Source organism: Tsukamurella pseudospumae (genome assembly GCF_001575205.1).
GTDB classification, from domain to species: Bacteria; Actinomycetota; Actinomycetes; order Mycobacteriales; family Mycobacteriaceae; genus Tsukamurella; species Tsukamurella pseudospumae.
In genome coordinates this window covers 246,999-269,159 of the sequence record NZ_LSRE01000044.1, presented here as the reverse complement: position 1 = coordinate 269,159, position 22,161 = coordinate 246,999, and the positions used below count along the sequence as shown (strand labels likewise).

Genomic DNA, 22,161 nt, shown 5'->3' with positions numbered 1-22,161 from the left:
ATTTCCGCGCCGCTCACCACCGCACGGCCGCAGCCATGGCGAGAAGACGTTCGCGGCGCCGCTCGCTCCCCTGCCCGACCCACGCGATGCGGCCGTACACGTAGGCCCGGAAGTCCGCGCGCCCCTCACGATTCTGGCTCTCGGCGCCGAACCGCGCGGCATTGTGCAGTAGTGCGCGAAGGTCGTCGTACTCGTCGCGCGGCACCTGCGCGCGGGTGTTGACCACCACCCCCGCGAGCTCCTGCCGCGTCCCGGCCCGCATCACCCGCGTCTTCGCCGGATTCACCGAGAACCCCTCGGCCACCACGATCTTCGGCACGATCCCGGCAATCAGCATCGAATCCGGGGCGCCTGAGAAGGCGAGATCGTCGCCGTACCGCGTGTACACGGCGCCGTGCGCGCGGGCCAGTCCGGTCAGGCGTGCGTCCAACCGATGCAGGACCAGATTCATCAGTGCGGGCGAGGTCGGTGCCCCCTGCGGCAGGTGCCGCGCACGCAGGACCGCCGCCTGCCACGGGTCCAGATCACGGAGCTCGTCCCCCGGCGTCGCCGTCGTACAGACGTCAGCGAGTACGCGGGCAACGGGAGCCGGGTACCCGAGCCGGCGGAAGACGGCCCGTACGCGGGGCGCCGTCACCGTCGAGAAGCAGTCCCGCAGGTCCAGGCGGACCACCGACCGAGCGCCGACGTGCGGCGTCGCGTACGCCAGGACGGATCCGCCGGGCCGGAAGCCCCGCGCCGCCGGATGCGCGCCCGCCGGGTCCAGGACGTGGCGCAGGATCCGGCGCTGCGCCTCGGCCAGCCGGGGCTTCGGCGCCTCGATCACGCGGACTCCCCCGGCGGGCTTGTCCATCCGACGGACTCGGTAGTGACGCAACGGCGCGGCCGAGTGGCGCAGCCACTGTCCGTGGTCGGCGAACCATTCCAGTTCCGGCGCAGTGAGATCCAGCATCCTGGCGACGGCGGCGGAATCGGGCAGGGCGCGCCCGGGAACGTCCAGCACGCCCGGCGCGTCGAGCAGGTCGACGGTGCGGAAGCCGTCGAGCGCTGCGCGGAGCGCGCCCAGGTCCGCACGGACGGGACGGTCGTCGACGATCCGGAGCGGGGCGTCGGGGTGTGCGGCGATCAGGAACCGAGCGACGGGGCCGGCGAGATCGGTGGACACGAGGTCGCCGATCGCAGCGGCGACGAACTCCCCGGTCCACTGCGACGCCGTGAACCACTCCAGACGCGCCGCGATCGCGTACAGCGTTCCGCGCGGCAGGCGCCGGGAGACCTCGACGGCCGTCATGACGGGGATGCGAACGCCGCTCGGGTGACCTGAAACACTCGCCCGGAGCGCCGCCCGGTGCGCGGAGCGCACGGACCGGCGTGGGACGCGGGGTGTAACTGTGCAGAGCCCCCAGCGGTTGCCGCTGGGACGGATCGCAAGGATCCCACCTCACCCGAGCGACGTCGCATGAATCCAGACTGCCACATCCGGTCGTCGCGATGCGTAGCTCCGGACGTTCGTAGGCTTCAGGTCGCCTCGGTGAACCGGTGACGGTAGGACGTCGGCGTGGTCGAGTAGCGCCGAACGAAGTTCTGCCGAAAGGTCACCGTGCTGGCGAAGCCGCTGGACCGGGCGATCCGGTCGATACTCCAGGCAGTGTTCTCGAGCAGGCGCCGGGACTCGTCCAGGCGGCGGCTGAGGACCCACTTGGCGGGGCTCACGCCCACGGTCTCCTGGAACCTGCGCGCGAAGTTCCGCGGGCTCATGTTCACCCGCGCCGCGAGGTCGTCGACCGTGAGCTGGGCATCGAGGTTCGCCAGCGCCCAGGTCGTCGCGATCCCGATGGGCCCCTCGCCCGTAGCGGGTACCGGGCGGTCGATGTACTGCGCCTGGTCGCCGTCGCGGTGAGGCGCGATCACCAGATATCGGGCCAGTGCAGTCGCCGCCGTCGATCCGAGCCTCGTCCGCACCACGTGCAGGCAGGCGTCCAGCGCCGAGGCGGTGCCGGCCGAGGTGAGGACGTCGCCGTGATCCACGTAGAGGCCCTCTGCCCGCACGGTGACCGCCGGGTACCGCTGCGCGAGCTGGGTCTCCGAGGCCCAGTGGGTGGTCGCGGTGCGGCCGTCGAGGACGCCCGAGGCGACGACCGGGAATGCGCCGAGGCAGAGTCCTGCGATCATCGCTCCGCGGGCGTGCGCGGCGCGGATCTCCTCGACGAGGTCCGCGCCGGGCTCGGGGAGATCGTTCGGCCAGGAGGGGAAGACGAGGAGGTCGGCTGCGCGTGCCGCCGCCCGGTCCGCGGTGGCGATGGTGACGCCGTCGAGCCCGCGGACGGGGCCTCCTCCGGTGCTCCAGATGCCGGTGTTCCAATCGGAGGCGAGCCCGAGGCGGCCGACTTCTCCGAAGGAGATCAAGGGCGTGGAGAGGTGGAACATCGAAATGCCGTCGAAGGCGTGAATTGCGATCTGCACAGCGGTTGTCCTGAATCCATCGAAGATGAGTAATTCTGCCACTCACGCTACCCCGAGGCGCGGCGCGAATATGAATCTCGAGCAGAGCAGCACCACCCGCTCACGCATCCGATCCCTATGCACAGGAGCAGATCCCATGACCACACCCCGCCGCGCCCTCATCGTCGTCGACGTCCAGAACGAGTACTTCGACGCGGACCGCCCGCTGGCCGTGGCCTACCCACCCCGCGACGAATCGCTCAAGCGGGTCCTCGCCGCGATGGACGCCGCGCAGGAGTCCGGTGTTCCGATCGTGACCGTCGCGCACGTCTGGCCCGAGGAAGCGCCCGTTTTCGCCGAGGGCTCCGAGGGTGCACGCCTGCACCCGGACGTCGCCGCGCGCAGCGAGGCGGTCGCGACGCACGTCGTGAAGCAGCGCTCGAGTGTGCTCACCTCGGAGGGCCTGCCTGAGTGGCTGCGCGAGAACGCCATCGACACGCTGACACTCGTCGGCTACATGACCAACAACTGCGTGCTCGCCAGCGCGGCCGCGGCCGAACCCGAGGGCCTCGCCGTCGAGGTGCTTTCGGACGCCACCGGTGCGATCCACCTGTCGAACGCCGCCGGCAGCGTCTCCGCACAGCAGGTCCACGAGACCCTCATGGTGCTGCTCCACTCGAACTGGGCGGCGGTCGCGGGCACCGACACGTGGATCGACGCTGTCGCCGACGGTCGTCCGCTGGAGAAGAGCGACCTCGGTTCCTCCGCCGTACAGGGCCGCGCGGAGCACTGATCGCCGGGCGCCGTCACGGGCGGCGCCGGCCTCCCGCGAGGCGCCGCGCCTAGTGCGCCGCCTCGTCCCAGGTACGGCCGTAGCCCACGGACACCTCCAGCGGCACGGACATCTCCGCGGCGCTGCCCATCGTGTCGCGGACCAGCGCCTCGAGCTGCTCACTCTCGCCCGCAGCCACTTCGAGCACGAGCTCGTCGTGGACCTGCAGCAGCATCCTGGACTTGAGGCCCGCATCGGCGATCGAGGCCTGCAGCCGGATCATGGCGACCTTGATGATGTCGGCAGCGCTGCCTTGGATCGGCGCGTTCAGCGCCATCCGCTCGGCCGCCTCGCGCCGCATGCGGTTGGTCGAGGTCAGGTCCGGCAGATACCGGCGGCGGCCGTAGATGGTCTCGGTGAACTCGTTGCGCCCCGCCTCGACGACCACGTCCTGCAGGTAGTCGCGCACGCCGCCGAAGCGGGAGAAGTACGCCTCCATCTGATCCTTGGCCTCGTCGCGCGAGATCTTCAGCTGCGCGGCGAGCCCGAACGCGGAGAGACCGTAGGCGAGACCGTAGGACATCGCCTTGACCCGGCGCCGCATATCGGGCGTGACCTCGTCGATCGGGACGCCGAACGCCCGCGAACCGACGAAGTTGTGCAGGTCCTCACCGGTGTTGAACGCCTCGATGAGCCCCTCGTCGCGCGAGAGGTGCGCCATGATGCGCATCTCGATCTGGCTGTAGTCGGCCGTCATGAGGCGCTCGTAGCCCTCGCCGGCGACGAACGCGTGCCGGATCTGCCGGCCCGCCTCGGTACGCACGGGGATGTTCTGCAGGTTCGGGTCCGTCGACGACAGCCGGCCGGTGGCCGCCACCGTCTGGTTGAACGTGGAGTGGATCCGTCCGTCGGAGGCGACCGTCTTGAGCAACCCCTCGACGGTGACCTTGAGCCGGGTGGCGTCGCGGTGCTCGAGCAGGTACTGCAGGAACGGGTGCGGCTCCTTCTCGTACAGCGCCTCGAGCGCCGCCGCGTCGGTGGTGTACCCGGTCTTCGTCTTCTTCGTCTTCGGCAGGCCCAGCTTCTCGAACAGGATCACCTGCAGCTGCTTCGGGGAGCCGAGGTTGATCTGCTCCCCGATCTCCTCGAACGCAGCCGCCTCGGCGGCGCGGATCCGCTCGCTGAACTCGCCGTGCAGCGATTCGAGGTGGTCGGTGTCGACCGCGATGCCCGTGGACTCCATGACGTCGAGCACCCGGAGCAGCGGCAGCTCCATCTCCGCGAGCAGCGGCCGCGACTCGATATTCTCGAGCTCGGCGTCCAACGCCTCCGCGAGGTCCACGACGGCACGGGCCCGCAGGATCGCCTGCTGCGCCTTCTCCCCCGCGGAATCGTCGGGATCGTCCAGCAGGGACAGCTGCGCATCGTCGCCGGCGGCCTCGACCCGCAGCTCCCGGTGCAGGTAGCGCACTGAGAGGTCGTCGAGGTTGAAGCTGCGCTGACCGGGCCGGACCAGGTACGCGGCGATCGCGGTGTCCGAGGTGAGGCCGCCCAGCGACCACCCGCGGCTGGAGAGCGCATGCATCGCCCACTTCGCCTCGTGCACGGCCTTGGGCTGCCCGTCGTCGGCGAGCCACGCCCCGAGCGCGGCCTCGTCGTGCGGGGTCAGCGAGGCGAGCTCGATGTACCCGCCCTCGTCGTCGGGAGCCGCGATCACGACGGCCTCCGCGTCACCGTCGACCACGACCTCCGGGCCGATCACGCCGAGGCCGGACCGCGCGCCCGAGGCGCCGTGCTCGGCCAGCCACTCGGCGACGGTGCCGGGCGCGACGATGCCGCCCGAGATCTCGAAGCCCTCCTCCGCCTCGGGTTCCGACGACGACAACTCGGTGAAGATCCGTTCACGCAGCACCCGGAACTCGAGATCGTCGAACAGCTGGTGGATCGCCTCGCGGTTCCACGGCTGCAGCGCCAGGTCCTGCGGCTCGTAGGGCAGCGTCATGTCTCGGACCATCTCGGTGATCTGTCTATTGAGCTGCACGGTCGCGAGGTTCTCGCGCAGCGAGTCGCCCACCTTGCCCTTGACCTTGTCGACGTTGGTGACCAGGCCCTCGAGACTCTCGTACTCGCGGATCCACTTGGCGGCCGTCTTCTCGCCGACGCCGGGGATGCCGGGCAGGTTGTCCGACGGGTCGCCGCGCAGGGCCGCGTAGTCCGGGTACTGCGCCGGTGTCAGGCCGTACTTGGCCTCCACCTCCTCCGGCGTGAAGCGGGTGAGGTCGGAGACGCCCTTACGCGGGTAGAGCACCGTCACGTCGTCGTTGACCAACTGCAGCGCGTCCCGGTCACCCGTGACGATGAGCACCTTGAAGCCCTGTTCCTGGGCCCGGGTGGTCATCGTGGCGATGATGTCGTCCGCCTCGTACCCCTCCTGCGCCATGGTGGGGATGCCCATCGCGGCGAGCACGTCCTTGACCACGTCGACCTGGCCGCGGAAATCGTCCGGCGCGGAGCTGCGCTGCGCCTTGTACTCGGGATACATCTCCGCGCGGAAGGTCTGCCGCGAGACGTCGAACGCCGTGGCCACGTACCCCGGCGCCTCCTCCTTGAGCAGCTTGATCAGCATGGAGGTGAAGCCGTACACCGCGTTGGTGGGCTGGCCGGACTTGGTGCGGAAGCGGCCACCGTCGAGCGGGAGCGCGAAGAAGGCGCGGAAGGCCATCGAATGCCCGTCGATCAACAGCATCGTGGGCTTCTCGCCGCCCCCGCCCGCACCACCTCCCGACGAGCCGTCGGCCGATCCGGAGGTGGGCGCGACGGTGGTCGAGGAGTTCGCAGAAGTCACACCGGCAGTCTAGTGATGCGTGCTGACAGGTTTCGTCAGGTCGTACACCGTCGCGCTCCCGACCTTCTTCGCCGCGTAGTTCTGCTGCACCCACGACGCGATGCTCCCGGTCGTCCCGCCCTTGCCGCCGAGATCCAGGTCGCGGCACTGCTCCGGCAGGTCCGCGAGGATCGCGCCCGGCCCGCCGCGCCCCTGCGACGAGGCGATGTAGTAGCGGATCCGGCCCTGCTGCACGTCCGACTGGAACTGGGCGAGCGTCGGCGACGGATCGGAGCCGGTGAAGCCGCCGACGGCCATGACCGGCCGGCGCGATGCCAGCTCCATCGACGCCGCCGACGAGGACCCGTTGGTCGCGGCCGCCCAGGTCGTGTCGGTGTCCCGCAGCAGGGTCGTGAGCTGCGACGACGACCCGCCGCCACGACCCCCGCCCCAGCGCTCACCCGAGGTCGAGACCATCGGGCTACCGCCGGTCTGCGGGTGCGCGATGCCGGACCACACGTAAACGGACGGGCCGAGCAGCATCGACACCGCGATCAGGCACCAGGTGATCACCTCTCGCCACCGCGGCCCGTCGGCCCGCCCGTCAGCCCGTCCGTCAGCCCGTCCGTCAGCTCGCCCGTGGGCCCGTCGCGTGGCGAGAACCGCACCGAGCGCCGGCACCGTCGCGCCGAGCACGACCCACCGGGCCCAGAGCGCGGCACCGTCGTTCTGACACAGCAAGGCGAAGGCCCACCCGCCCCCGGCGATGATCTGCAGCAGGAGCGCGACCAGTCCGGACCGGTCGCCGCGGCGCCGCCAGGCCGTCCACAGCCCGATCCCGACGAGGCCGGCGATGCCGGGAGCGACGGACAGGCTGTAGTAGGGGTGCGTGGCCTGCTTCATCTCGGCCAGCAGGAGCCCGTCGACCACGGTCCACGCACCGAACAGGATCGCGCCGGCCCGGACCAGGTCGGTGCGGGGCTCACGCCGGCGCAACCACAGGACCGCGACCAGCGCGACGAGGGCCGCGGGCAGGAGGAAGCTGATCTCCAGGCCCCATTCGCCGCTGAACAGCCGCGTCAGGCCCGGCTGCTGCCCGAACGCGCCATGCCCGCCGCCGTGACCACCCGGGCCGCCGTGCGCACCACCGAAACGATCCTGCAGCGCGGTGAGGCAGTCCTGCGGGATTCCCGCGAAACCGCCTCCGCCGCCGCCCTTGTGGTTCTGGCCCAGCACGCGACCGAAGCCGTTGTAGCCGAGTACGAGGTCCATGAACGAGTTGTCGGTCGAGCCCGCGAGGTAGGGCCGCGCGTCCGCCGGCCACAGGATCGTCAGGACCACGAACCACCCGGCGCTCACCACGAGCGCGGCCGCGGCGCCGAGCAGGTGCAGCGCGCGCTTGCGCCAGTCCACCGGCGCGGCGATCAGGTACACCAACCCGAGCGCGGGCAGCACCAACAGCCCCTCGAGCATCTTCGCGAGGAAGGCGAACCCCAGTGCGACGCCGGCGAGCGCCAGCCAGCGCCCGCCCCTCCCCTGCAGCGCCCGCACCGTGCAGTAGGCACCGGCGACCATGAGCAGGACCATCGCCGCGTCGGGGTTGTTGAAGCGGAACATCAGCGCGGCCGCCGGGGTCAGGGCGAGGACGGTGCCCGCGATGAGCCCGGCGGGTTCGCCGGCGAGTCGCCGGACCGCGCCGTACAGCAGGCCGACGGAAGCGACGGCCATGAGCGCCTGCGGGATCAGCATCGACGCGCTCGAGAACCCGAAGACGCGGGCCGAGAGCCCCATCACCCAGATCGACAGCGGCGGCTTGTCCACCGTGATCGAGTTCGACGGGTCGAGCGACCCGAACAGGAGCGCCTTCCAGTCCTCACTTCCGGCCCACACGGACGCGGCGTAGAAGTCGTTGGCCATCCCGTTGCGGGTGATCCCGACCAGGTAGATCACGGCGGTGGCCAGCAGCAGGACGAGCAGGGGCAGGCGACGGCGCAGGGCCGCGTTCACAGTCACCCGCTCAGCGTGGGGCGCCGGTCTGGGCGATCGCTGCGTCCTACCCGGGAGGTAGCTGTGGGCGCACGACGACGGTGTCCGCTATGCGTCGTTCCAGGTCGGAGACGTCCGCAGTGACCGTTTCCAGCGCCGAGGCCTTCTCCGCCTCGGGCAGCGCCGCGATCGTCACGAGCCGGTCGTCGATCTCCTGCGCGCTGACGGTCAGCGTCACCTGCGCGTCCAGCTGCGCCGCCGACAGCACACCCGCCGGCTGTTCGAAGGCGCGCAGCGCCCTGCGGATGCGCCGGTGCAGCCGCGCCTCGGGCACGTGGGAACCGGACCAGGACAGCGGGGCACGCGACGGGAAGGGCATCGCCGCCTCCGCCTGCTGCTGATGCCGACTGTTGCGGACCAGCGCGATCGCGAATCCGGTCGCCACGAGCACGGCCAGCACGACGAGCGCCAGCAGCACAACGATGATCCACGACATGTGAGTTCCTCCTCGCCGCCGCGGCGGCTACCCGCCGCGGACCTGCATGTACAGGTACACCGCGATCCCGATCAACAGCAAGCCCGCGATGATCGCGGAGGCGATCTTGATCGCGCTCCACGGGCGCTGACCTTGCACTTCGCCGGTGACACCGTTGACGAACACCTGGAAGGGCTTTCCGGCGAAGGTGACGGTCAGCAGCCACACCGGCATCAGCAGGTAGAGGAAGTCGATCGACTGGTACACCGGGTTCATCCGACTGACCCGCTGCTCGTCGCCGCCGATGTCGCGGCGCACGGTGTTCTCGATGATGCCCTCGATCCGGGGCCGCGCCTGGGCCTCGAAGACCTGGGCCGCGTCACCGTCGTAGGTCCGGGCGAGGTGCCCGGCGACGAACTCGGGGGTGTACGTCACGGCCTGCTCGGCGGGCCAGGGCTCGAGCTCGCGGACCCGCTCGGAGTCGAGTCCCGTGTTGGCTGACTCGGCGAGTTGGCGGATGCTGTCGTGCACCCGGCCGCTGACGGGCCACCAGTCGGTGTAGGTCTCGATGTTGCCGTCGCTGTCACGCCGCGTGCGGTGCGTGCCGCGCGCGCCGGAATAGTCGGTGGTGACCTCGGCGTCGTAGCTGTAGTACGAGAGGTAGACGCTGCTGAACGACCCGAGGACGCGGTACTTCTTGAACTCGCGCGGCGCGAACCAGCGGCTGTTCACCCACGCCTCGATGTTGTGCCGCGCCTGCTCGTCGCCGACGCGGAGCGGCAGGATGCCGTCGATCGGCAGCCGGGCGGGCGCGACCTGCACGTCCGTCCGCTGGATCGGGGTGTTGCAGTACGGGCACCGGGTGGCCGTGAGGGTGCCGCTGAACAGCGTGTGACCGCCGCAGTTCTGGCACACCACCTCATGGTCGACAACCTGCACCTGCGCCGCGGACCGGGCCTGTGCGTACAGGGCGTTCATCGTCGGACCCAGCGGGTGCAGCTGCAGCGCCTTGCTGGTGTCGAGCAGCACGGGGTAGGTGCTGCCGCAGCTGGGCGAGCGCAGCTTGCCGATCGCCGGGTCGTAGACCAGGGCGTCGCCGCAGTTCGCGCACGGGTAGGTGCGGGTCTGCTCGGTGACCTGCAGCATCTCCCGGTCGTTGGCCGACGGCACGCCTGGCACCAGTTGCCGGGGTCGCGCCTGATCCGGCCCGACGGTGCGCGGCGGCTCGGGCGGGCGCGGGGGCTGCCGGCCGGGCAGCGGGGGCGGCACCGTCATCGCTACGCCCGGGGAGGCAGCGGCGGCGGGGTCTGCCCGAACAGCGACGCGAGCGCCGGGACCTGTCCCGCCGGCGTCCACTCGGACAGCGACGGCGCCCAGACGAGCGTGTCCGGCGTGAGATTCATCCCACGGAGCTGCTCCACCCGGAACGGACCGGCGGACTGGCCGTCCTTCTCGATGTGGAACGCCGGCACGTTCGGCAGCGGCGGCGGGCCGGGCTGCCCCGCACCCTGCTGTCCGGCACCCTGCTGCTGGGCGCCCTGCCCCTGCTGGTTCTGGAAGTTCTGCGCGAACTGCTGGCCCATCGCCATGCCCATGCCAGCGCCCATGAACTGGCCGGCTCCCCCGCCGCCCTCGTTGGTGGCGGCGCCGAGCATCGAGTCCGCGGCCCTGCCCTGTTGGAATCGGTTCATGTCGCCGACGTTGCCGTAGTAGCCCTTCTCCTCGACGCCGCGCGCGACGCCGCGGGTCATGGCCTGGGTGATCTCGTCCGGCAGCGAGATGTTCATCTCGATCGCCTCGCAGGCGAGGCCGTACTGCTGGGCGATCTTCGACTGCACGTACTCCTGCAGCTTCGCGGCGAGCTCGCGCTGGCGGGCCTGCAGGTCGATCGCGCCGACGCCGGTCTCGATGAGCATCTCCGAGAAGGCGGTGGAGATGGTGCGGCGCAGTAGCTCGGCGATCTCGTCGGAGTCGACGTTGGAGTCGGTGCCGATCACTTGGCGCAGGAAGGTGGGCGCGTCGACGACGCGCACCACGCACAGCCCGTTCGCCCGCACCTGGACCATGCCGAAGTCGTTGTCCCGGATCGTGATCGGATTGGGCGTTCCCCACCGCAGGTCGGTGATGGGGCGGCTGTTGATGAAGTAGACCTCGCTGCGGAACGGGCTCTTGAAGCCGTGCGGCCAGCCCTGCAGCGTGGACATGATCGGCATGTTCTCGGAGACCAGCTGGTAGTTGCCGGGTCCGTACCGGTCGGCGAGCTGACCGCGGTAGACGAACAGCGCCTCCTGGCCCTCGCGCACGATGAGCTGCGCGCCGTTCTTGATCTCGTTGTTGTAGCGCGGGAAGCGCCACGCCATCGTCGACCTGCTGTCGTCGAGCCATTCGATGATGTCGACGAGCTCGCCGCGGACCCTGTCCATGATCCCCATGTGCGCTTCTCACCCTCCGTCGCGGTTGTCGGAATCCACGATAGCCATGCGCCTTGGCGGCGGCTGGGCGCTCACTGATCCCGGGCGTTGCGATCTCGCAGATTGGTGGTTCGGCGTGTCGAACATTTCACCGCGCACGGACGTCGCTCGCGTCTTAGGCTGCATCCGGCCCCACCACGGGGATCTCCGCAGAGAAAGGTGCATTCCATGGCAGGCAAGTTCGAGGTGTACGAGGACAACGCGGGCAAGTTCCGGTTCCGGCTCAAGGCCGGCAACGGCGAGGTCGTGGCGTCGGGCCAGGCCTACGCCTCGCGCAAGGGCGCCCACGACGGTGCCGCCGCCGTGCAGCGCGCCGCCGAGGGCGCGAAGGTGGTCGACGCCGACAAGGAGTGATCGCGTCGGGGAGGGCGTCGGCGCCCTCCCCGCCCCGTCTCACCTGCAGGGCTTGACCTTGACACTGTGACAAGGTCTGCAATCGAGCCACCGACGCACGAAGGAGGTGGCCCCGATGGCCCAGAACCTGCTCGACCACACGAACCCCTCGATCCGCCTGCGCGCGGCGCTCGACGCGGGCTCGGCCGCGGATCCCGCGATCGCCCCGGCGCTGGTGGCGCGGTGCGCCGTCGAGCCGGATTTCTTCGTCCGCGACATGCTCACCTGGGCGCTGACCCGGATGCCCGCCGCGACGACCGCACCGCTGCTCCGCGCGGAGCTGACCTCGCCGATCGCGCAGGCCCGCAGCCAGGCCCTGCACTCGCTGTCGAAGATCGGCGGCGCCGAGGCCGCGACCGCACGGCCCGCGGTGCTCGGGCTGATCGCCGACGCCGACGACGAGGTCGCGAGGGCCGCGTGGCGCACCGTCGTCGCCCTGGCCGGCGGGACGGAGGACCGACGGTCCGCCGCTCTCGCCCTGGCCCGGCAGCTCGGGCGCGGCGACGCGGAGACCCGGCGCAGCCTGAGCCGCGCGATCCTCGGGCTCGGCGACGAGGGCGTGGCGGCGCTGGAGTCCCCGCCCGCGGCGACGGACGCCGTCCGCGAGCACATCGCGGATACGATCCGATTGCTCGAGGACCCGGACTCCGGGTTCGCGGGATCGGTGCACGAGGCGCAGCGCGTGGCGGCGCTCGGCCGGACGGAGTGAGCGGCGGGCGGAGGCGGGCGATGCAGATCGGCGACGTGGCACGACGATCCGGCGTGAGCGCACGGATGCTGCGGCACTACGACGCGTTGGGCCTGGTCCGCCCGTCTGCGCGGTCCTCCTCGGGGTACCGGATGTACGCCGAGGAGGACATCCGCCGGATCTTCCACGTGGAGAGCCTGCGCTCGCTGGGCCTCTCGCTCGCGGAGATCGGCCGGGCCCTGGACGATCCGTCGTTCGCGCCGGACCGCCTCGTCGCCGACATGATCGCCCGGAGCCGGGAGCGGATCCGGCTCGAGACGGAGTTGCTGGAGCGGCTGCAGCACGTCGCGGCGGCGGGCGCGGCCGACTGGGACCGGGTCCTGTCCGTCGTCGCCCTGCTCACCGAGCTCGACACCGGTTCCCCCGGCGCGCGACAGCGCGCGGCGCTCACGGCCGACGGTCGGGCCCCCGTCGACGCGCTCGCCGAGGCCCTGCTGCGGGAGGAGAGCACGAATGTGGCGGGTGCCCTGCGCTGGGCCCTCGCGCAGGCGGACGATCCCGACGCGGCACCGCTGGTCGACGCCCTCGCCTCCCCTGATCCGACGGTGCGCCGCCGCGCCGCCGAGGCCCTGGCCGAGGTGCCCGGCCAGGAGGACGCCCTCCGCGCGGCGCTCGACCATGAGGACGCCGCGGTCCGGGTGATCGCCGCGGTCGCGCTGGGCACGCGCGGCGATCGCGCGGCGGCGCCCCAGCTGCTGAGCATGGTGCGCGACGGCGAGAAGGACGTCGACGCCGCGGAGGCGCTCGGCGCGATCGCGGCGGCCGGTTCGGACGACGAGCCGATCAGCGCGGAGCTCGCCGCGATCGCCGACGGGACCGAGGACTACGCGGTGCGCCAGCGCGCGGTGCAGGCGCTCGCGGAGATCCCCTCTGCGGGCGCGGAGGCGGCGCTGCGCCGGCTCACGGGCGACGACGATCCGCGGATCGCCGGCACCGCGTCGTTCATCCTGCAGCGGCGTTCGGACCCGCGCCGGCGTCGCTGACGAAGGTCCAGTGCTCCCCCGCCGGACCGAGGACCAGCAGGTCGTAGCGCCCGGCGGGCCCGGGAACGGTCAGCTCGACGGACCCCAGCACATCCGCGTGCAGCGGCTCGGAATCCGGTGCGTGGTAAGGGAACACCGTGAAGTGCGCGCTGCGCGACCCCGTGTTGGTCAGGCGCAGGCGGACACCGTCGGGCCCGGGAACGACGGTGGCCCCGGGGACGTAGGGCACGAGCCGTGCGGGCCGGACCCCGGGCTCCTGCGCGGGCCGGACACCGACGGCGGGTGCGTGCGGCTTCCACCGCGGGGCCGGCGCACGCTGCGGCTGCGGCCGCCCCGCGGCCGGAAGTGGTTGTGGGGCACGGAAGTCGAAAGCGCTGGTGAGGTCACCGCAGACGGTGCGTCGCCACGGCGAGATCGACGGGACCTCGATGCCCAGCCAGCGTTCCAGGAAGCGCAGCGTGGAGGTGTGGTCGAAGGTCTCCGACGCGACGTACCCGCCGACGGTCCACGGCGAAACCACGGTCATCGGGACCCGGTTCCCGAGTCCGAGCGGCAGGTCGCCGACCCACTCGTCCGCGCTGTCGCGCGGCGGGCGGGGCGGCGGGACGTGGTCGAAGTAGCCGTCGTTCTCGTCGTAGAGCAGGAACAGCGCCGTCTTCCGCCAGGTCTCGGGGTGGCGGCCGAGGGCGTCGAGGATGCGGTGGACGAGGTTCGCGGAGGCGCGCGGCGAGGAGCCGCTGGGGTGCTCCGACTCGCGTTCGGAGGCGACGACGTAGCTGACCGTGGGAAGGGTCCCGGCAGCGATGTCGGCGGCGATCCGGTCGGTGAGGGTGCCTGTGGCGGTGCGGCGCAGCCCGCGGAAGAACAGGTCCCGGTCCGGTTGCGGTAGCGTCCGGGCGCGCGCGTCCACCTCGCCGGAACGACGGTGCGCCTCGTCCGCCGGCAGGCGCCGCAGGCCCTGGTAGAAGTCGTCGATCTCGGTCCCGAAGTCGCGGAACACCTCCTGCGAGACCGTCTTGAAGCGACGGAAGAACTCGATGTTGTTGTCGGTGAAGTTGTCCCACTCCTGGTAGACCTGCCAGTCCACGCCCGCGCGCTGCAGGATCTCGCCGATGCACGGCCAGTCGTAGCCGGGGTGGCCGCGGTCGTAGGCGGTGTTCTCGACGGCGCGCTCACCGGTACGCGGCTCGAATCCGGTGGTGCCGGAGAAGAAGAAGTTCCGGTTCGGCGAAGTCGACGTGGGCGAGCTGCAGTAGTAGTGGTCGCAGATCGTGAACGCATCGGCCAGCGCGTAGTGGAACGGGATGTCCGCGCGGTCGTAGTAGGCCATCGTCGAGTCGGTCTTCGCCGCGATCCAGCCGTCGTGCCAACCGCCGGCGAGCGCGGCCTGGCCGCCCTTCCAGGTGTGGTCCAGGGCGTCGATGTTCTCCGCGTCCATGCCCTGACGGTGCGCCGCGCTGCGGACCGGGAAGGGCGGCACCGTCAGGCCCGAGCGGGTGGGTTGCTCGAAGACGGAGTGGCCCGAGCGCAGGCGGATCGCGGCCGGGTCGCCGAAGCCGCGCACGCCGCTCAGGGTGCCGTAGTAGTGGTCGAACGAGCGGTTCTCCTGCATCAGGAGGATCACGTGCTCGAGCCCGTCGAGGCCGCCGGACGGCGCGGGCCGGGCCAGCGCCTCGGTCAAGGACGACGGGAGCAGGCCCATGCCCGCGACGATACCGCCGGCCCCGGCCCCGCGGAGGAAGGCGCGACGAGTAGCTGTGCTCACGATCCACACGCTCGGCCACCGGGTTGAATCCGCGGTGGCGTCGTCCTGAACGGCGGCAGAAGGTTGGGCGGCAGAGGGTTGCGCGCCGGGTCAGCGGGCGTAGCGAGCGGCGAAGCCCTCGCACAGGGCGTCGATGCCGGAATGCAGCATCGGCATGGCCGCGCACAGCTCAGGCCGATCGGCGGCGACGAGCTCGCGCAGCCGCGGCAGGTCGTCGGCCAGCGGGTTGTCGGCGAGGCCGGCGACGAAACCGCCACCGTCGAGCGAGGATCCGGGCGCGACGAGCACCCGGCCGACGGCACCGAGCCCCGCCCCCTGGACGTGGTTCCAGACGAGCAGCGCGAGGCCCGCCGACTCGTCCACCGCGCCCGCGAGGTGCGTGAAGGCCTCGACCAGCCAGTCGAAGCAGGCCACCGAGGAGCGGGAGAGGGCAGCGCGGGGCACCGCGTGCGCGAGCAGCACCCACGGGTGACGGAGGTAGAGCTGCATGTCCGTCTCCGCGGCTATGTGCACGCGGCGGCGCCAATCCGGGTCACCGAGGAGCTCCTCGGGGTACGGGTACGCGGAACCCACTTCGGCGGCCATCTCCCGGACCAGTGATTCCTTGTCGGGCACGTGGCGGTACAGCGACATCGCGCCCGTGCCGAGGGCGTCGGCGATCCGGCGCATGGAGACCTTCTCGAGGCCGCCCTCGTCCGCGAGGCGGATCGCCTCGGCGACGATGGATTCCCGGGTGAGGGTGGTCTCGGACACGTGCACGCCTTTCTCCGTTGACCGGCCAGGACGGGGATGCGTACAGTGTACCCAGTCATGGTGCGTACACCGTACGCGCTTGCTGCTGCTTCAAGGAGTCACCCGTGTCCACCACCCCGCGCCGCGCCTGGGCCGGCCTCGCCGCCCTCCTCCTGCCGGTGTTCCTGGTGTCGATGGACGCTTCGGTGCTCTATCTGGCGATGCCCCACCTGACATCGGCGTTGCACCCGAGCTCGGAGCAGCAGCTCTGGATCCTCGACATCTACCCGTTCATGCTGGCCGGCCTGCTCATCACCATGGGCAACCTCGGCGACCGTTGGGGGCGGCGGCGCCTGATGACCTGGGGCGCCGGACTGTTCGGCGTCGCCTCGGTCATCGCCGCGTTCGCACCCACGCCCGGCCTGCTCATCGCGGCGCGCGCCCTCATGGGCGTCGGCGGCGCGACGCTGCTGCCCGCCAGTCTGGCGCTCATCGCGAACATCTTCCGCGATCCCAAGGCCCGCGGTATCGCCATCGGCGTCTGGACCGCGGCGTTCTCGTTCGGCATGGCCGTGGGCCCGGTGATCGGCGGGGTTCTGCTGCATCACTTCTGGTGGGGATCGGTGTTCCTCATCAACGCGCCGGTGTTCCTCGCCTTCCTCGTGGCGGGGCCGCTGCTGATCCCCGAATTCCGCAGCGGCACCTCGACGCCCTTCGACCTGGCCGGCGTCGCGCTGTCGATGGCCGCGATCTTCCCGCTGGTGTACGCGGTGAAGGCCGCCGCGGGCCATGGCGTGCACGCCTCCACCCTGGTCGCCGGCGCGGTGGGCGCGGCGATGCTCGTCGCGTTCATCACGCAGCAGCGGCGCACCGCGCACCCGCTCATCCCGTTCGACCTGTTCCGCAACCGGACCTTCGCCATGGCCATCGCCGGCACGATCCTGGCGATGTCCACCCTGGGCTCGATGAGCTACCTCACCGGCATCTACCTGCAGTCCGTCGTCGGGTTCGACGTACTCGCAGCCGCCCTGCTGGGCCTGCCCGCGGCCGCGGTCGTGGCGTACTTCTCGATGCGCGCGCCGTGGATCGAGCAGTACCTGGGCCGCCGCGCCACGTTCGTCGCGTCGCTGCTGTTCGCCGCCGCGGGCCAGCTCCTGCTGGTCGGACTGGGGACGGGCGGACCGTCGTGGCTGTACGTGCTGGGCACCGTCGTGGCGGGAGTGGGCTACGGCACGCTGTTCACGTTCGTCTCGGCCGTGGCGCTCGACGCAGCGCCGCCGGAGCGGGCGGGCCAGGCATCGTCGATGTCCGAGATGAGTTTCGAGCTCGGCACCGCCCTGGGGCTCGCGGTGCTCGGCTCGGTCGCGACGGCCGTGTTCACCCGGCACGACGGGATGTCCCGCACGCTCGGCGACACGCTCGCCCGCGCGGAGACCCTCTCGGTGTCCGACGGTACCGCGCTGGCCGACACCGCGCGGTCCGCTTGGGTCGAGGCGGTCAGCACGACCGTGGGCGTCTCGAGCGTGCTGCTCGTCGCCACCGCTGTCGCGGCGTTCGTCGTGATGCGTGATCGGACGACCGCACCGGAGCCCGTGAGCTGTTGATCGGCGCGGGCGCCCGAAGGGTCAGCGCGGGGTCAGGCGGAACACGGGGATCACGCGGCCCTGCGCGGTCTTCTCGTACTCGGCGAAGCCGCTCGAGCGGGCCTTGAACCGGTCCCACGCCTCGTCGCGCACCGCGCCGGTCAGCTCGTGCGCCGTGACCTTCGCGGTGGAGATGCCACCCTGCTCGTCCGGGTACTCGAGCTCGATCTCCGGGTGCGCCTTGAGGTTGTGGTACCAGGCCGGGTTCTTCGGCGAACCGCCCGCGGAGGCCGGCAGCAGCCATCCCTCGTCGTCCCGGATGGCGGCGAGCGGGTTCACCCGCGGCTCGCCGGATTTGGCGCCGACGCTGTGCACGAGCGCCAGCGCCCGGCCGAAGCCCATGGCGGTCACGGTGCCGTTGTTGGCACGGAATTCGTCGATGATGCCCTGATTGAAGTCGCTCACGGCTTCATCATGCGCCCGTACCCGCGCCATCGCCACCGATGGCCGGTTCCCGTCGTCGCTCATCCCTCCATCGTGCACCCGGATAAGCTCGGATACCGTGGATCCCCTCGATTCCTGGCGTGATGTGGTCGCCCGCTGGGACCTCTCCCCCGACGGTGCGCCCTTCGCCACGCCCGGCAGCGATCTGCTGCCCGTGCGGTGGCGGGGCCGCGCCGCCATGCTCAAGCGCGCGAACACGCCCGAGGAGCGGGCCGGGGCGGCCGTGCTGCGGTGGTGGGGCGGCGACGGTGCCGCGGAGGTCTTCGCACACGACGGCGACGTCCTGCTCATGGAGCGTGCCACCGGTGCGGGCGACCTCATGGCGATGGCGCTCTCCGGACGCGACGACCGGGCCACCCGAATCCTGTGCGGCACCGTCGAACACCTGCACCGGCACCGTCCCGGCTCCCCCGACACCGAGCTCGTCCCCCTGCGGGACTGGTTCCGCTCCCTGGAGGCGGTGCGCGGCGGGGATCCGAGGTACGGGCGTTCCTGGGCGGCAGCGGAATCGCTGCTCGCGGACCCGCGGGATCAGGTCGTGCTGCACGGCGATGTGCACCACGACAACGTCCTCGACTTCGGCGAGCGGGGGTGGCTGGCCATCGATCCCAAGTGCGTCGTGGGCGAGCGCGGCTACGACTACGCGAACCTGCTCACCAATCCCGACCTGCCCACCGCCGCCGATCCCGTGCGCTTCGTCCGCCAGCTGGAGGTGATCGTCGCGGAGTCCGGCCTGCCGCGCGAGCGGCTGTTGCGGTGGGTGCTCGCGTTCGCCGGGCTGTCCGCGGCGTGGTTCGACGAGGACGGTGACATCGACGAGCGGGAACGGGATTTCGCCGTCGCGGACCTCGCTGCGCGGCATCTGGAAGGGGCCGTTGCGTGACCGCTGTGGTCCTGTTGCACGGGTGGCCGGTGACGGACCTGCACTGGCGCTTCCTCGTTCCCCGTCTCCGCGACGCGGGTTTCGATCCGGTCCCGGTCACGCTGCCCGGCCTCGGCGCCGGTCCCGACGGTGCCACCTCCTTCCGCAAGCGCGACCTCGCGGAGCGGCTGCGTGAACACCTTGCGGCGCAGGGACTCACACGGTTCGCGGTGATCGGGCACGACTGGGGCGGCACGGTCGCGACGTTCCTGGCCGCGGCAGCGCCCGAGGCGGTCGGCGCGCTGGTGCTCGAGGAGGAGATCCTGCCCGGGATCGACGTGGACATCCCGGAGGACGGAGCCGCCCACTACCCGGACTGGCACGGGCCGTTCAACCGCGCCCCGGGTCTCGCGGAGGCCGTGATCCCGGGCCGGGAGGATGCCTATTACGGAGCATTCCTGCGGCAGAGCGCGGGGCCCACGGGTCTCGATCCCGTGGTGCTGCGCTCCTACATCGACGCCTATCGTTCCCCCGGCGTTCTCGAGGCCGGACTGGCGCACTACCGGACCCGAGCCGACGACCTCGCCGATGTCGCGCAGCTCCGAGCCGCGCCGATCGGCGCACCCGTACTGGCCATCGGCGGACGGTACGCCATGGGCGCCGCCGTCGCGGAGGGCCTGCGCCCCCTGGCGGCCGACGTGAGCGGCATCGTCCTGGACGAGTCCGGGCACTACCCGGCCGAGCAGGAACCGGAGCCGACCGCCCGAGCGATCATCGATTTCCTGCAGGGATTCCACTGACGAGGTTCAGGACTCCGCGGTGATCGGTTCGCCGGGGCGCGCCGTCTCGATCACTCCGTCGAGCACCTCCCGTGCGCGGACGAGGTCGCGGATGCCCTCGTCGATACGGGCGCGCTCCGCGCACAGCGTGTCGGTGAGCCAGGGCGTGGCGCTCGCGTTCGGCGAGCCGTCCTCGTCGTGGATGCAGGGCAGCAGCTGTTCGATGACGCCGCTCGCCAGACCTGCGGCGAACAGTTCCTGGATCCGCACCACCCGGTCGACAGCCTGCTCGGTGTAGACCCGCTGGCCCGCCGCGGTCCGCGCGGACGCCAGGAGACCCTTCTCCTCGTAGTACCGGAGCGATCGCACGCTCACCCCGGTCCGCTCCGCGAGTTCGCCGATCCGCATCGCTTGCCCCTCACATCAATGTCAGGTTCTAGCGTACGGACATGTCACTCCTCACGCCGTACCGCAGTCGCACCCTCGACCTTCCGAACCGCATCGCCATGGCGCCGATGACCCGTCTGCGGTCCGAGCCCGACGGCTCTCCGACCGCCGACGTGGTCGAGTACTACCGGCAGCGCTCGGGCGCGGGACTCATCGTCACCGAAGGGATGTGGCCGCACTCGTCGGGACAGAGCGAGGCCCGCGTGCCGGGCTTGGCGACGGATCGCCACGAGCGCGCATGGGCCCGGGTCGTCGACGCCGTACACGCCGAGGGCGGGCGGATCATCGCCCAGCTCATGCACGGCGGTCGCAAGGGCCATCCCGCGGCGCGGATCGACGGGTCGGTGCCCGCGGGACCGTCGGCGATACCCGACGGCGACGTGCTGCACCTTCTCGACGGCTCGAAGGCCGCGTGGCCGCGTCCGGCGGCGATGTCGATCGGTGACATCACGGCGGCGGTCGACCAGTACGCGGCGGCGGCCCGGCGGGCGAGGGCGGCCGGCTTCGACGGAGTGGAACTGCACGGCGCCAACAGCTATCTGATTCACCAATTCCTCGCGGACAACACCAATCTGCGCGACGACCGGTACGGCGGGTCCTCGGCGAACCGCATGCGGTTCGCCCTCGAGGTCGTCGACGCGGTCACCGACGCCATCGGCGCCGAGCGCACGGCGATCCGGCTCTCGCCGGGCAATCCGCAGTTCTCCATGGTCGAGCGCGACCCCGCTGCGCTCTACCGCGGCCTCGTCGACGAGCTGAGTCGACGTGGCCTGATGTACCTGCACCTCACCGACAACGACGACTACGCGGCTCTCACCGACCTCCGCCCCAGGTACGCGGGTTCGGTCATCGCCAATGTGGGCGAGAACCGCGCTCCCACGTCGGTGACCGCGGCGGAGCGGGCGCTGAGGGACGGCGCCGACCTCGTCTCCTTCGGGCGCGCCTTCATCGCGAACCCGGATCTGGTGGAACGGATCCGGCGGTCGCTGCCGTTGTCTGCGATCCGCGAGGACGTCCTGTACGGCCCCACCGCCGAGGGGTACACCGACTACCCGTGCGCTGCAAGCGTCGTCCGCAGCAGCCGGTGATGTTGAGAACGTACATGTGAGTCACGGTTGTGTTCTCGAAAATGTGTCAGTGGGTCCGGGTAACGTCCTGGTATGGACAAAAACATTGCAGTAGAGGAAGACCCACCTCTCGACGGTGCCGTGGGTGCGGATGTGGTGGACCGGTTGCGTTCGAGTGAAATCGCGCGGTGCCGGTTGGCGGTCGAACAGTACGCGCTCGCCGCGGACCTGCTCCGGCAACGGGTCTGTGAGCGGGTCGCGGCCGGGGTGCCGCAGGATCGGTGGCAGCAGGGCGTCGCCGGTGAGGTCGCGTTGGCCTTGCACATCTCACCGAACACCGCGGGTCGGGTGTTGGCGCGGGCGGTGGAGTTGGAGAAGTACATGCCGCACACCCGCGCCCGCCTCTACAACGGGGACCTCTCCCCGGAAGCGATACCCGCACTCCTGGCCGGCCTCTCGCATTTGGACATCGCCGAGCGCCAGCAGGCTGACGAAGAGCTCTGCGCCGACCCGGTGACCCTGACGGGGTTGGGGCTCAAACAGCTGGCGGCGAAGGTCGAACAGGTCGCCTACCGGCTCGATGCGCAGGCCACCGTCGACCGCAATGCAGCGGCGGAGAAGGACCGCACCGTCACCCTCCGCCCACAACCCGAAGGCATGGCCCGCCTGTCCCTGCTGCTGCCGATGGCGCAGGCCGTCGGCGCCTACGCCGCACTCCGCAACCACGCCGACACCCACGTCGGCCACGATCAGGAACTACGGACCCGGCCGCAGCTCATGGCCGACACCGCGTTCGCCCGGTTGACCGGTCGGGATGCTGCGGAGGGGCAGCCGGTCACCGTGAACCTCACTGTCTCGGCGGAGGTGCTGCTGGGCGATGAGCCGGGCACCGCGCACCTCGACGGCGGAGGGAACATGCCGGCAGAGATCGCCCGCAACCTCATCGGGAAGGCCACCGCCAACGGCGTCGCCTGGGTGCGCCGCTTGTTCATAGCGCCGGAGACCGGGGCGGTGGTGGCGATGGATTCGCGGCAACGGTTGTTCCCCGACGGCCTCGCGGACTTGATCCGGGCGCGCGATCGGTACTGCCGCACCCCGTACTGCGACGCACCGATCGCACACACCGACCACATCACCCCGCACGCGAAAGGCGGAGCAACCAGCTTCGACAACGGGCAGGGCCTGTGCGCGGCATGCAACTACACCAAGGAAGCCCCCGGCTGGCGCAGCGCAACCGTTGACGATCCGTCGGGGCGGCACACCGTCGAAACCCGAACCCCCACCGGACACATCCACCGATCCACCGCCCCGAACCAGGCTGCCTGAGC

General features: G+C 71.1%; 20 protein-coding genes. 9 read left to right on the top strand and 11 right to left on the bottom strand.

The genetic code is table 11. The annotated features are described in order from the left end of the window. Positions 1-13 precede the first annotated feature (13 nt). Positions 14-1,291: a reverse transcriptase family protein gene (locus AXK61_RS18990; RefSeq protein ID WP_068746660.1), complete on the bottom strand. Its 1,278-nt coding sequence runs from the start codon at positions 1,289-1,291 to the stop codon at positions 14-16. Positions 1,292-1,518: 227 nt separating this feature from the next. Beyond that, positions 1,519-2,463, bottom strand: coding sequence for a GlxA family transcriptional regulator (locus tag AXK61_RS18985; RefSeq protein WP_068568991.1), 945 nt, complete (start codon positions 2,461-2,463; stop codon positions 1,519-1,521). Between the two features lie 136 nt (positions 2,464-2,599). Here AXK61_RS18985 and AXK61_RS18980 point away from each other — a divergent pair, with 136 nt between their 5' ends. After that, positions 2,600-3,235 (top strand): isochorismatase family protein, encoded by a 636-nt coding sequence (locus tag AXK61_RS18980; RefSeq protein WP_068568992.1) that lies wholly within the window; start codon positions 2,600-2,602, stop codon positions 3,233-3,235. Positions 3,236-3,284: 49 nt separating this feature from the next. On the opposite strand, the gene polA is transcribed toward AXK61_RS18980, so the two are convergent. Genes polA through AXK61_RS18955 form a run of 5 tightly spaced genes read right to left on the bottom strand, consistent with a single transcriptional unit; the run spans position 3,285 to position 10,931 of the window. Continuing rightward, complete coding sequence (polA, locus tag AXK61_RS18975; RefSeq protein WP_197466867.1) at positions 3,285-6,059, bottom strand: DNA polymerase I; 2,775 nt, start codon at positions 6,057-6,059, stop codon at positions 3,285-3,287. Between the two features lie 9 nt (positions 6,060-6,068). Next, positions 6,069-8,051, bottom strand: a complete 1,983-nt coding sequence (locus AXK61_RS18970; RefSeq protein WP_068746659.1) for an ArnT family glycosyltransferase — start codon at positions 8,049-8,051, stop codon at positions 6,069-6,071. 40 nt (positions 8,052-8,091) lie between these two features. Next, positions 8,092-8,520: a hypothetical protein gene (locus AXK61_RS18965; protein WP_068568994.1), complete on the bottom strand. Its 429-nt coding sequence runs from the start codon at positions 8,518-8,520 to the stop codon at positions 8,092-8,094. Between the two features lie 27 nt (positions 8,521-8,547). Beyond that, complete coding sequence (locus AXK61_RS18960) at positions 8,548-9,774, bottom strand: TFIIB-type zinc ribbon-containing protein (protein WP_068568995.1); 1,227 nt, start codon at positions 9,772-9,774, stop codon at positions 8,548-8,550. A gap of 2 nt (positions 9,775-9,776) precedes the next feature. Beyond that, on the bottom strand, positions 9,777-10,931 hold the full coding sequence (locus AXK61_RS18955) for an SPFH domain-containing protein (RefSeq protein ID WP_068568996.1): 1,155 nt from the start codon (positions 10,929-10,931) through the stop codon (positions 9,777-9,779). 207 nt (positions 10,932-11,138) lie between these two features. Between AXK61_RS18955 and AXK61_RS18950 the strand changes: the two genes are divergently transcribed. The 3 genes from AXK61_RS18950 (at position 11,139) to AXK61_RS18940 (ending at position 13,094) form a co-directional block, all read left to right on the top strand. Next, a complete protein-coding gene (locus tag AXK61_RS18950; RefSeq protein WP_068568997.1) occupies positions 11,139-11,324 on the top strand; it encodes a YegP family protein in 186 nt (61 codons plus the stop codon). A 115-nt stretch (positions 11,325-11,439) separates the two neighbouring features. Continuing rightward, positions 11,440-12,072 carry a HEAT repeat domain-containing protein gene (locus AXK61_RS18945; RefSeq protein ID WP_068568998.1) on the top strand — a complete coding sequence of 211 codons (633 nt, stop codon included), beginning with the start codon at positions 11,440-11,442 and terminating at the stop codon, positions 12,070-12,072. A 20-nt stretch (positions 12,073-12,092) separates the two neighbouring features. After that, positions 12,093-13,094, top strand: coding sequence for a HEAT repeat domain-containing protein (locus tag AXK61_RS18940; RefSeq protein WP_068568999.1), 1,002 nt, complete (start codon positions 12,093-12,095; stop codon positions 13,092-13,094). On the opposite strand, the gene AXK61_RS18935 is transcribed toward AXK61_RS18940, so the two are convergent. Together AXK61_RS18935 and AXK61_RS18930 are read right to left on the bottom strand one after the other, a co-directional pair. Next, on the bottom strand, positions 13,054-14,859 hold the full coding sequence (locus AXK61_RS18935) for a phosphocholine-specific phospholipase C (RefSeq protein ID WP_231855599.1): 1,806 nt from the start codon (positions 14,857-14,859) through the stop codon (positions 13,054-13,056). The two genes, AXK61_RS18940 and AXK61_RS18935, sit on opposite strands and share 41 nt — an antisense overlap. 90 nt (positions 14,860-14,949) lie before the next feature. Further along, entirely contained in the window at positions 14,950-15,612 is a 663-nt protein-coding gene (locus AXK61_RS18930; RefSeq protein ID WP_068746695.1) for a TetR/AcrR family transcriptional regulator, read from the bottom strand. A gap of 104 nt (positions 15,613-15,716) precedes the next feature. Between AXK61_RS18930 and AXK61_RS18925 the strand changes: the two genes are divergently transcribed. Continuing rightward, positions 15,717-17,195: an MFS transporter gene (locus tag AXK61_RS18925; protein ID WP_068569000.1), complete on the top strand. Its 1,479-nt coding sequence runs from the start codon at positions 15,717-15,719 to the stop codon at positions 17,193-17,195. Positions 17,196-17,216: 21 nt separating this feature from the next. Here the strand turns inward: AXK61_RS18925 and AXK61_RS18920 are convergent, their stop codons facing one another. Next, positions 17,217-17,639, bottom strand: coding sequence for a nitroreductase/quinone reductase family protein (locus AXK61_RS18920; protein WP_068569861.1), 423 nt, complete (start codon positions 17,637-17,639; stop codon positions 17,217-17,219). Positions 17,640-17,736: 97 nt separating this feature from the next. Between AXK61_RS18920 and AXK61_RS18915 the strand changes: the two genes are divergently transcribed. Both AXK61_RS18915 and AXK61_RS18910 read left to right on the top strand, forming a co-directional pair. Continuing rightward, positions 17,737-18,561, top strand: coding sequence for an aminoglycoside phosphotransferase family protein (locus AXK61_RS18915; protein WP_082777708.1), 825 nt, complete (start codon positions 17,737-17,739; stop codon positions 18,559-18,561). Continuing rightward, positions 18,558-19,340 carry an alpha/beta fold hydrolase gene (locus AXK61_RS18910; protein ID WP_068569002.1) on the top strand — a complete coding sequence of 261 codons (783 nt, stop codon included), beginning with the start codon at positions 18,558-18,560 and terminating at the stop codon, positions 19,338-19,340. Before AXK61_RS18915 ends, AXK61_RS18910 begins: the two co-directional genes overlap by 4 nt. Positions 19,341-19,346: 6 nt before the next feature. Here the strand turns inward: AXK61_RS18910 and AXK61_RS18905 are convergent, their stop codons facing one another. Next, positions 19,347-19,727 (bottom strand): MerR family transcriptional regulator, encoded by a 381-nt coding sequence (locus tag AXK61_RS18905; RefSeq protein WP_068569003.1) that lies wholly within the window; start codon positions 19,725-19,727, stop codon positions 19,347-19,349. A gap of 41 nt (positions 19,728-19,768) precedes the next feature. On the opposite strand from AXK61_RS18905, the gene AXK61_RS18900 reads away from it, so the two are divergent. Together AXK61_RS18900 and AXK61_RS18895 are read left to right on the top strand one after the other, a co-directional pair. After that, complete coding sequence (locus AXK61_RS18900) at positions 19,769-20,854, top strand: alkene reductase (RefSeq protein ID WP_068569004.1); 1,086 nt, start codon at positions 19,769-19,771, stop codon at positions 20,852-20,854. A gap of 72 nt (positions 20,855-20,926) precedes the next feature. Then, positions 20,927-22,159, top strand: a complete 1,233-nt coding sequence (locus AXK61_RS18895; RefSeq protein ID WP_082789436.1) for an HNH endonuclease — start codon at positions 20,927-20,929, stop codon at positions 22,157-22,159. Positions 22,160-22,161 lie beyond the last annotated feature (2 nt).

Bases quoted from the DNA above. Each gene is read 5' to 3' on its own strand.
- AXK61_RS18990 (WP_068746660.1), bottom strand. From the start codon at position 1,291: ATGACGGCCGTCGAGGTCTCCCGGCGCCTGCCGCGCGGAACGCTGTAC.
- AXK61_RS18980 (WP_068568992.1), top strand. From the start codon at position 2,600: ATGACCACACCCCGCCGCGCCCTCATCGTCGTCGACGTCCAGAACGAG.
- AXK61_RS18965 (WP_068568994.1), bottom strand. From the start codon at position 8,520: ATGTCGTGGATCATCGTTGTGCTGCTGGCGCTCGTCGTGCTGGCCGTG.
- AXK61_RS18960 (WP_068568995.1), bottom strand. From the start codon at position 9,774: ATGACGGTGCCGCCCCCGCTGCCCGGCCGGCAGCCCCCGCGCCCGCCC.
- AXK61_RS18955 (WP_068568996.1), bottom strand. From the start codon at position 10,931: ATGGGGATCATGGACAGGGTCCGCGGCGAGCTCGTCGACATCATCGAA.
- AXK61_RS18950 (WP_068568997.1), top strand. From the start codon at position 11,139: ATGGCAGGCAAGTTCGAGGTGTACGAGGACAACGCGGGCAAGTTCCGG.
- AXK61_RS18945 (WP_068568998.1), top strand. From the start codon at position 11,440: ATGGCCCAGAACCTGCTCGACCACACGAACCCCTCGATCCGCCTGCGC.
- AXK61_RS18940 (WP_068568999.1), top strand. From the start codon at position 12,093: ATGCAGATCGGCGACGTGGCACGACGATCCGGCGTGAGCGCACGGATG.
- AXK61_RS18905 (WP_068569003.1), bottom strand. From the start codon at position 19,727: ATGCGGATCGGCGAACTCGCGGAGCGGACCGGGGTGAGCGTGCGATCG.
- AXK61_RS18900 (WP_068569004.1), top strand. From the start codon at position 19,769: ATGTCACTCCTCACGCCGTACCGCAGTCGCACCCTCGACCTTCCGAAC.
- AXK61_RS18895 (WP_082789436.1), top strand. From the start codon at position 20,927: ATGGACAAAAACATTGCAGTAGAGGAAGACCCACCTCTCGACGGTGCC.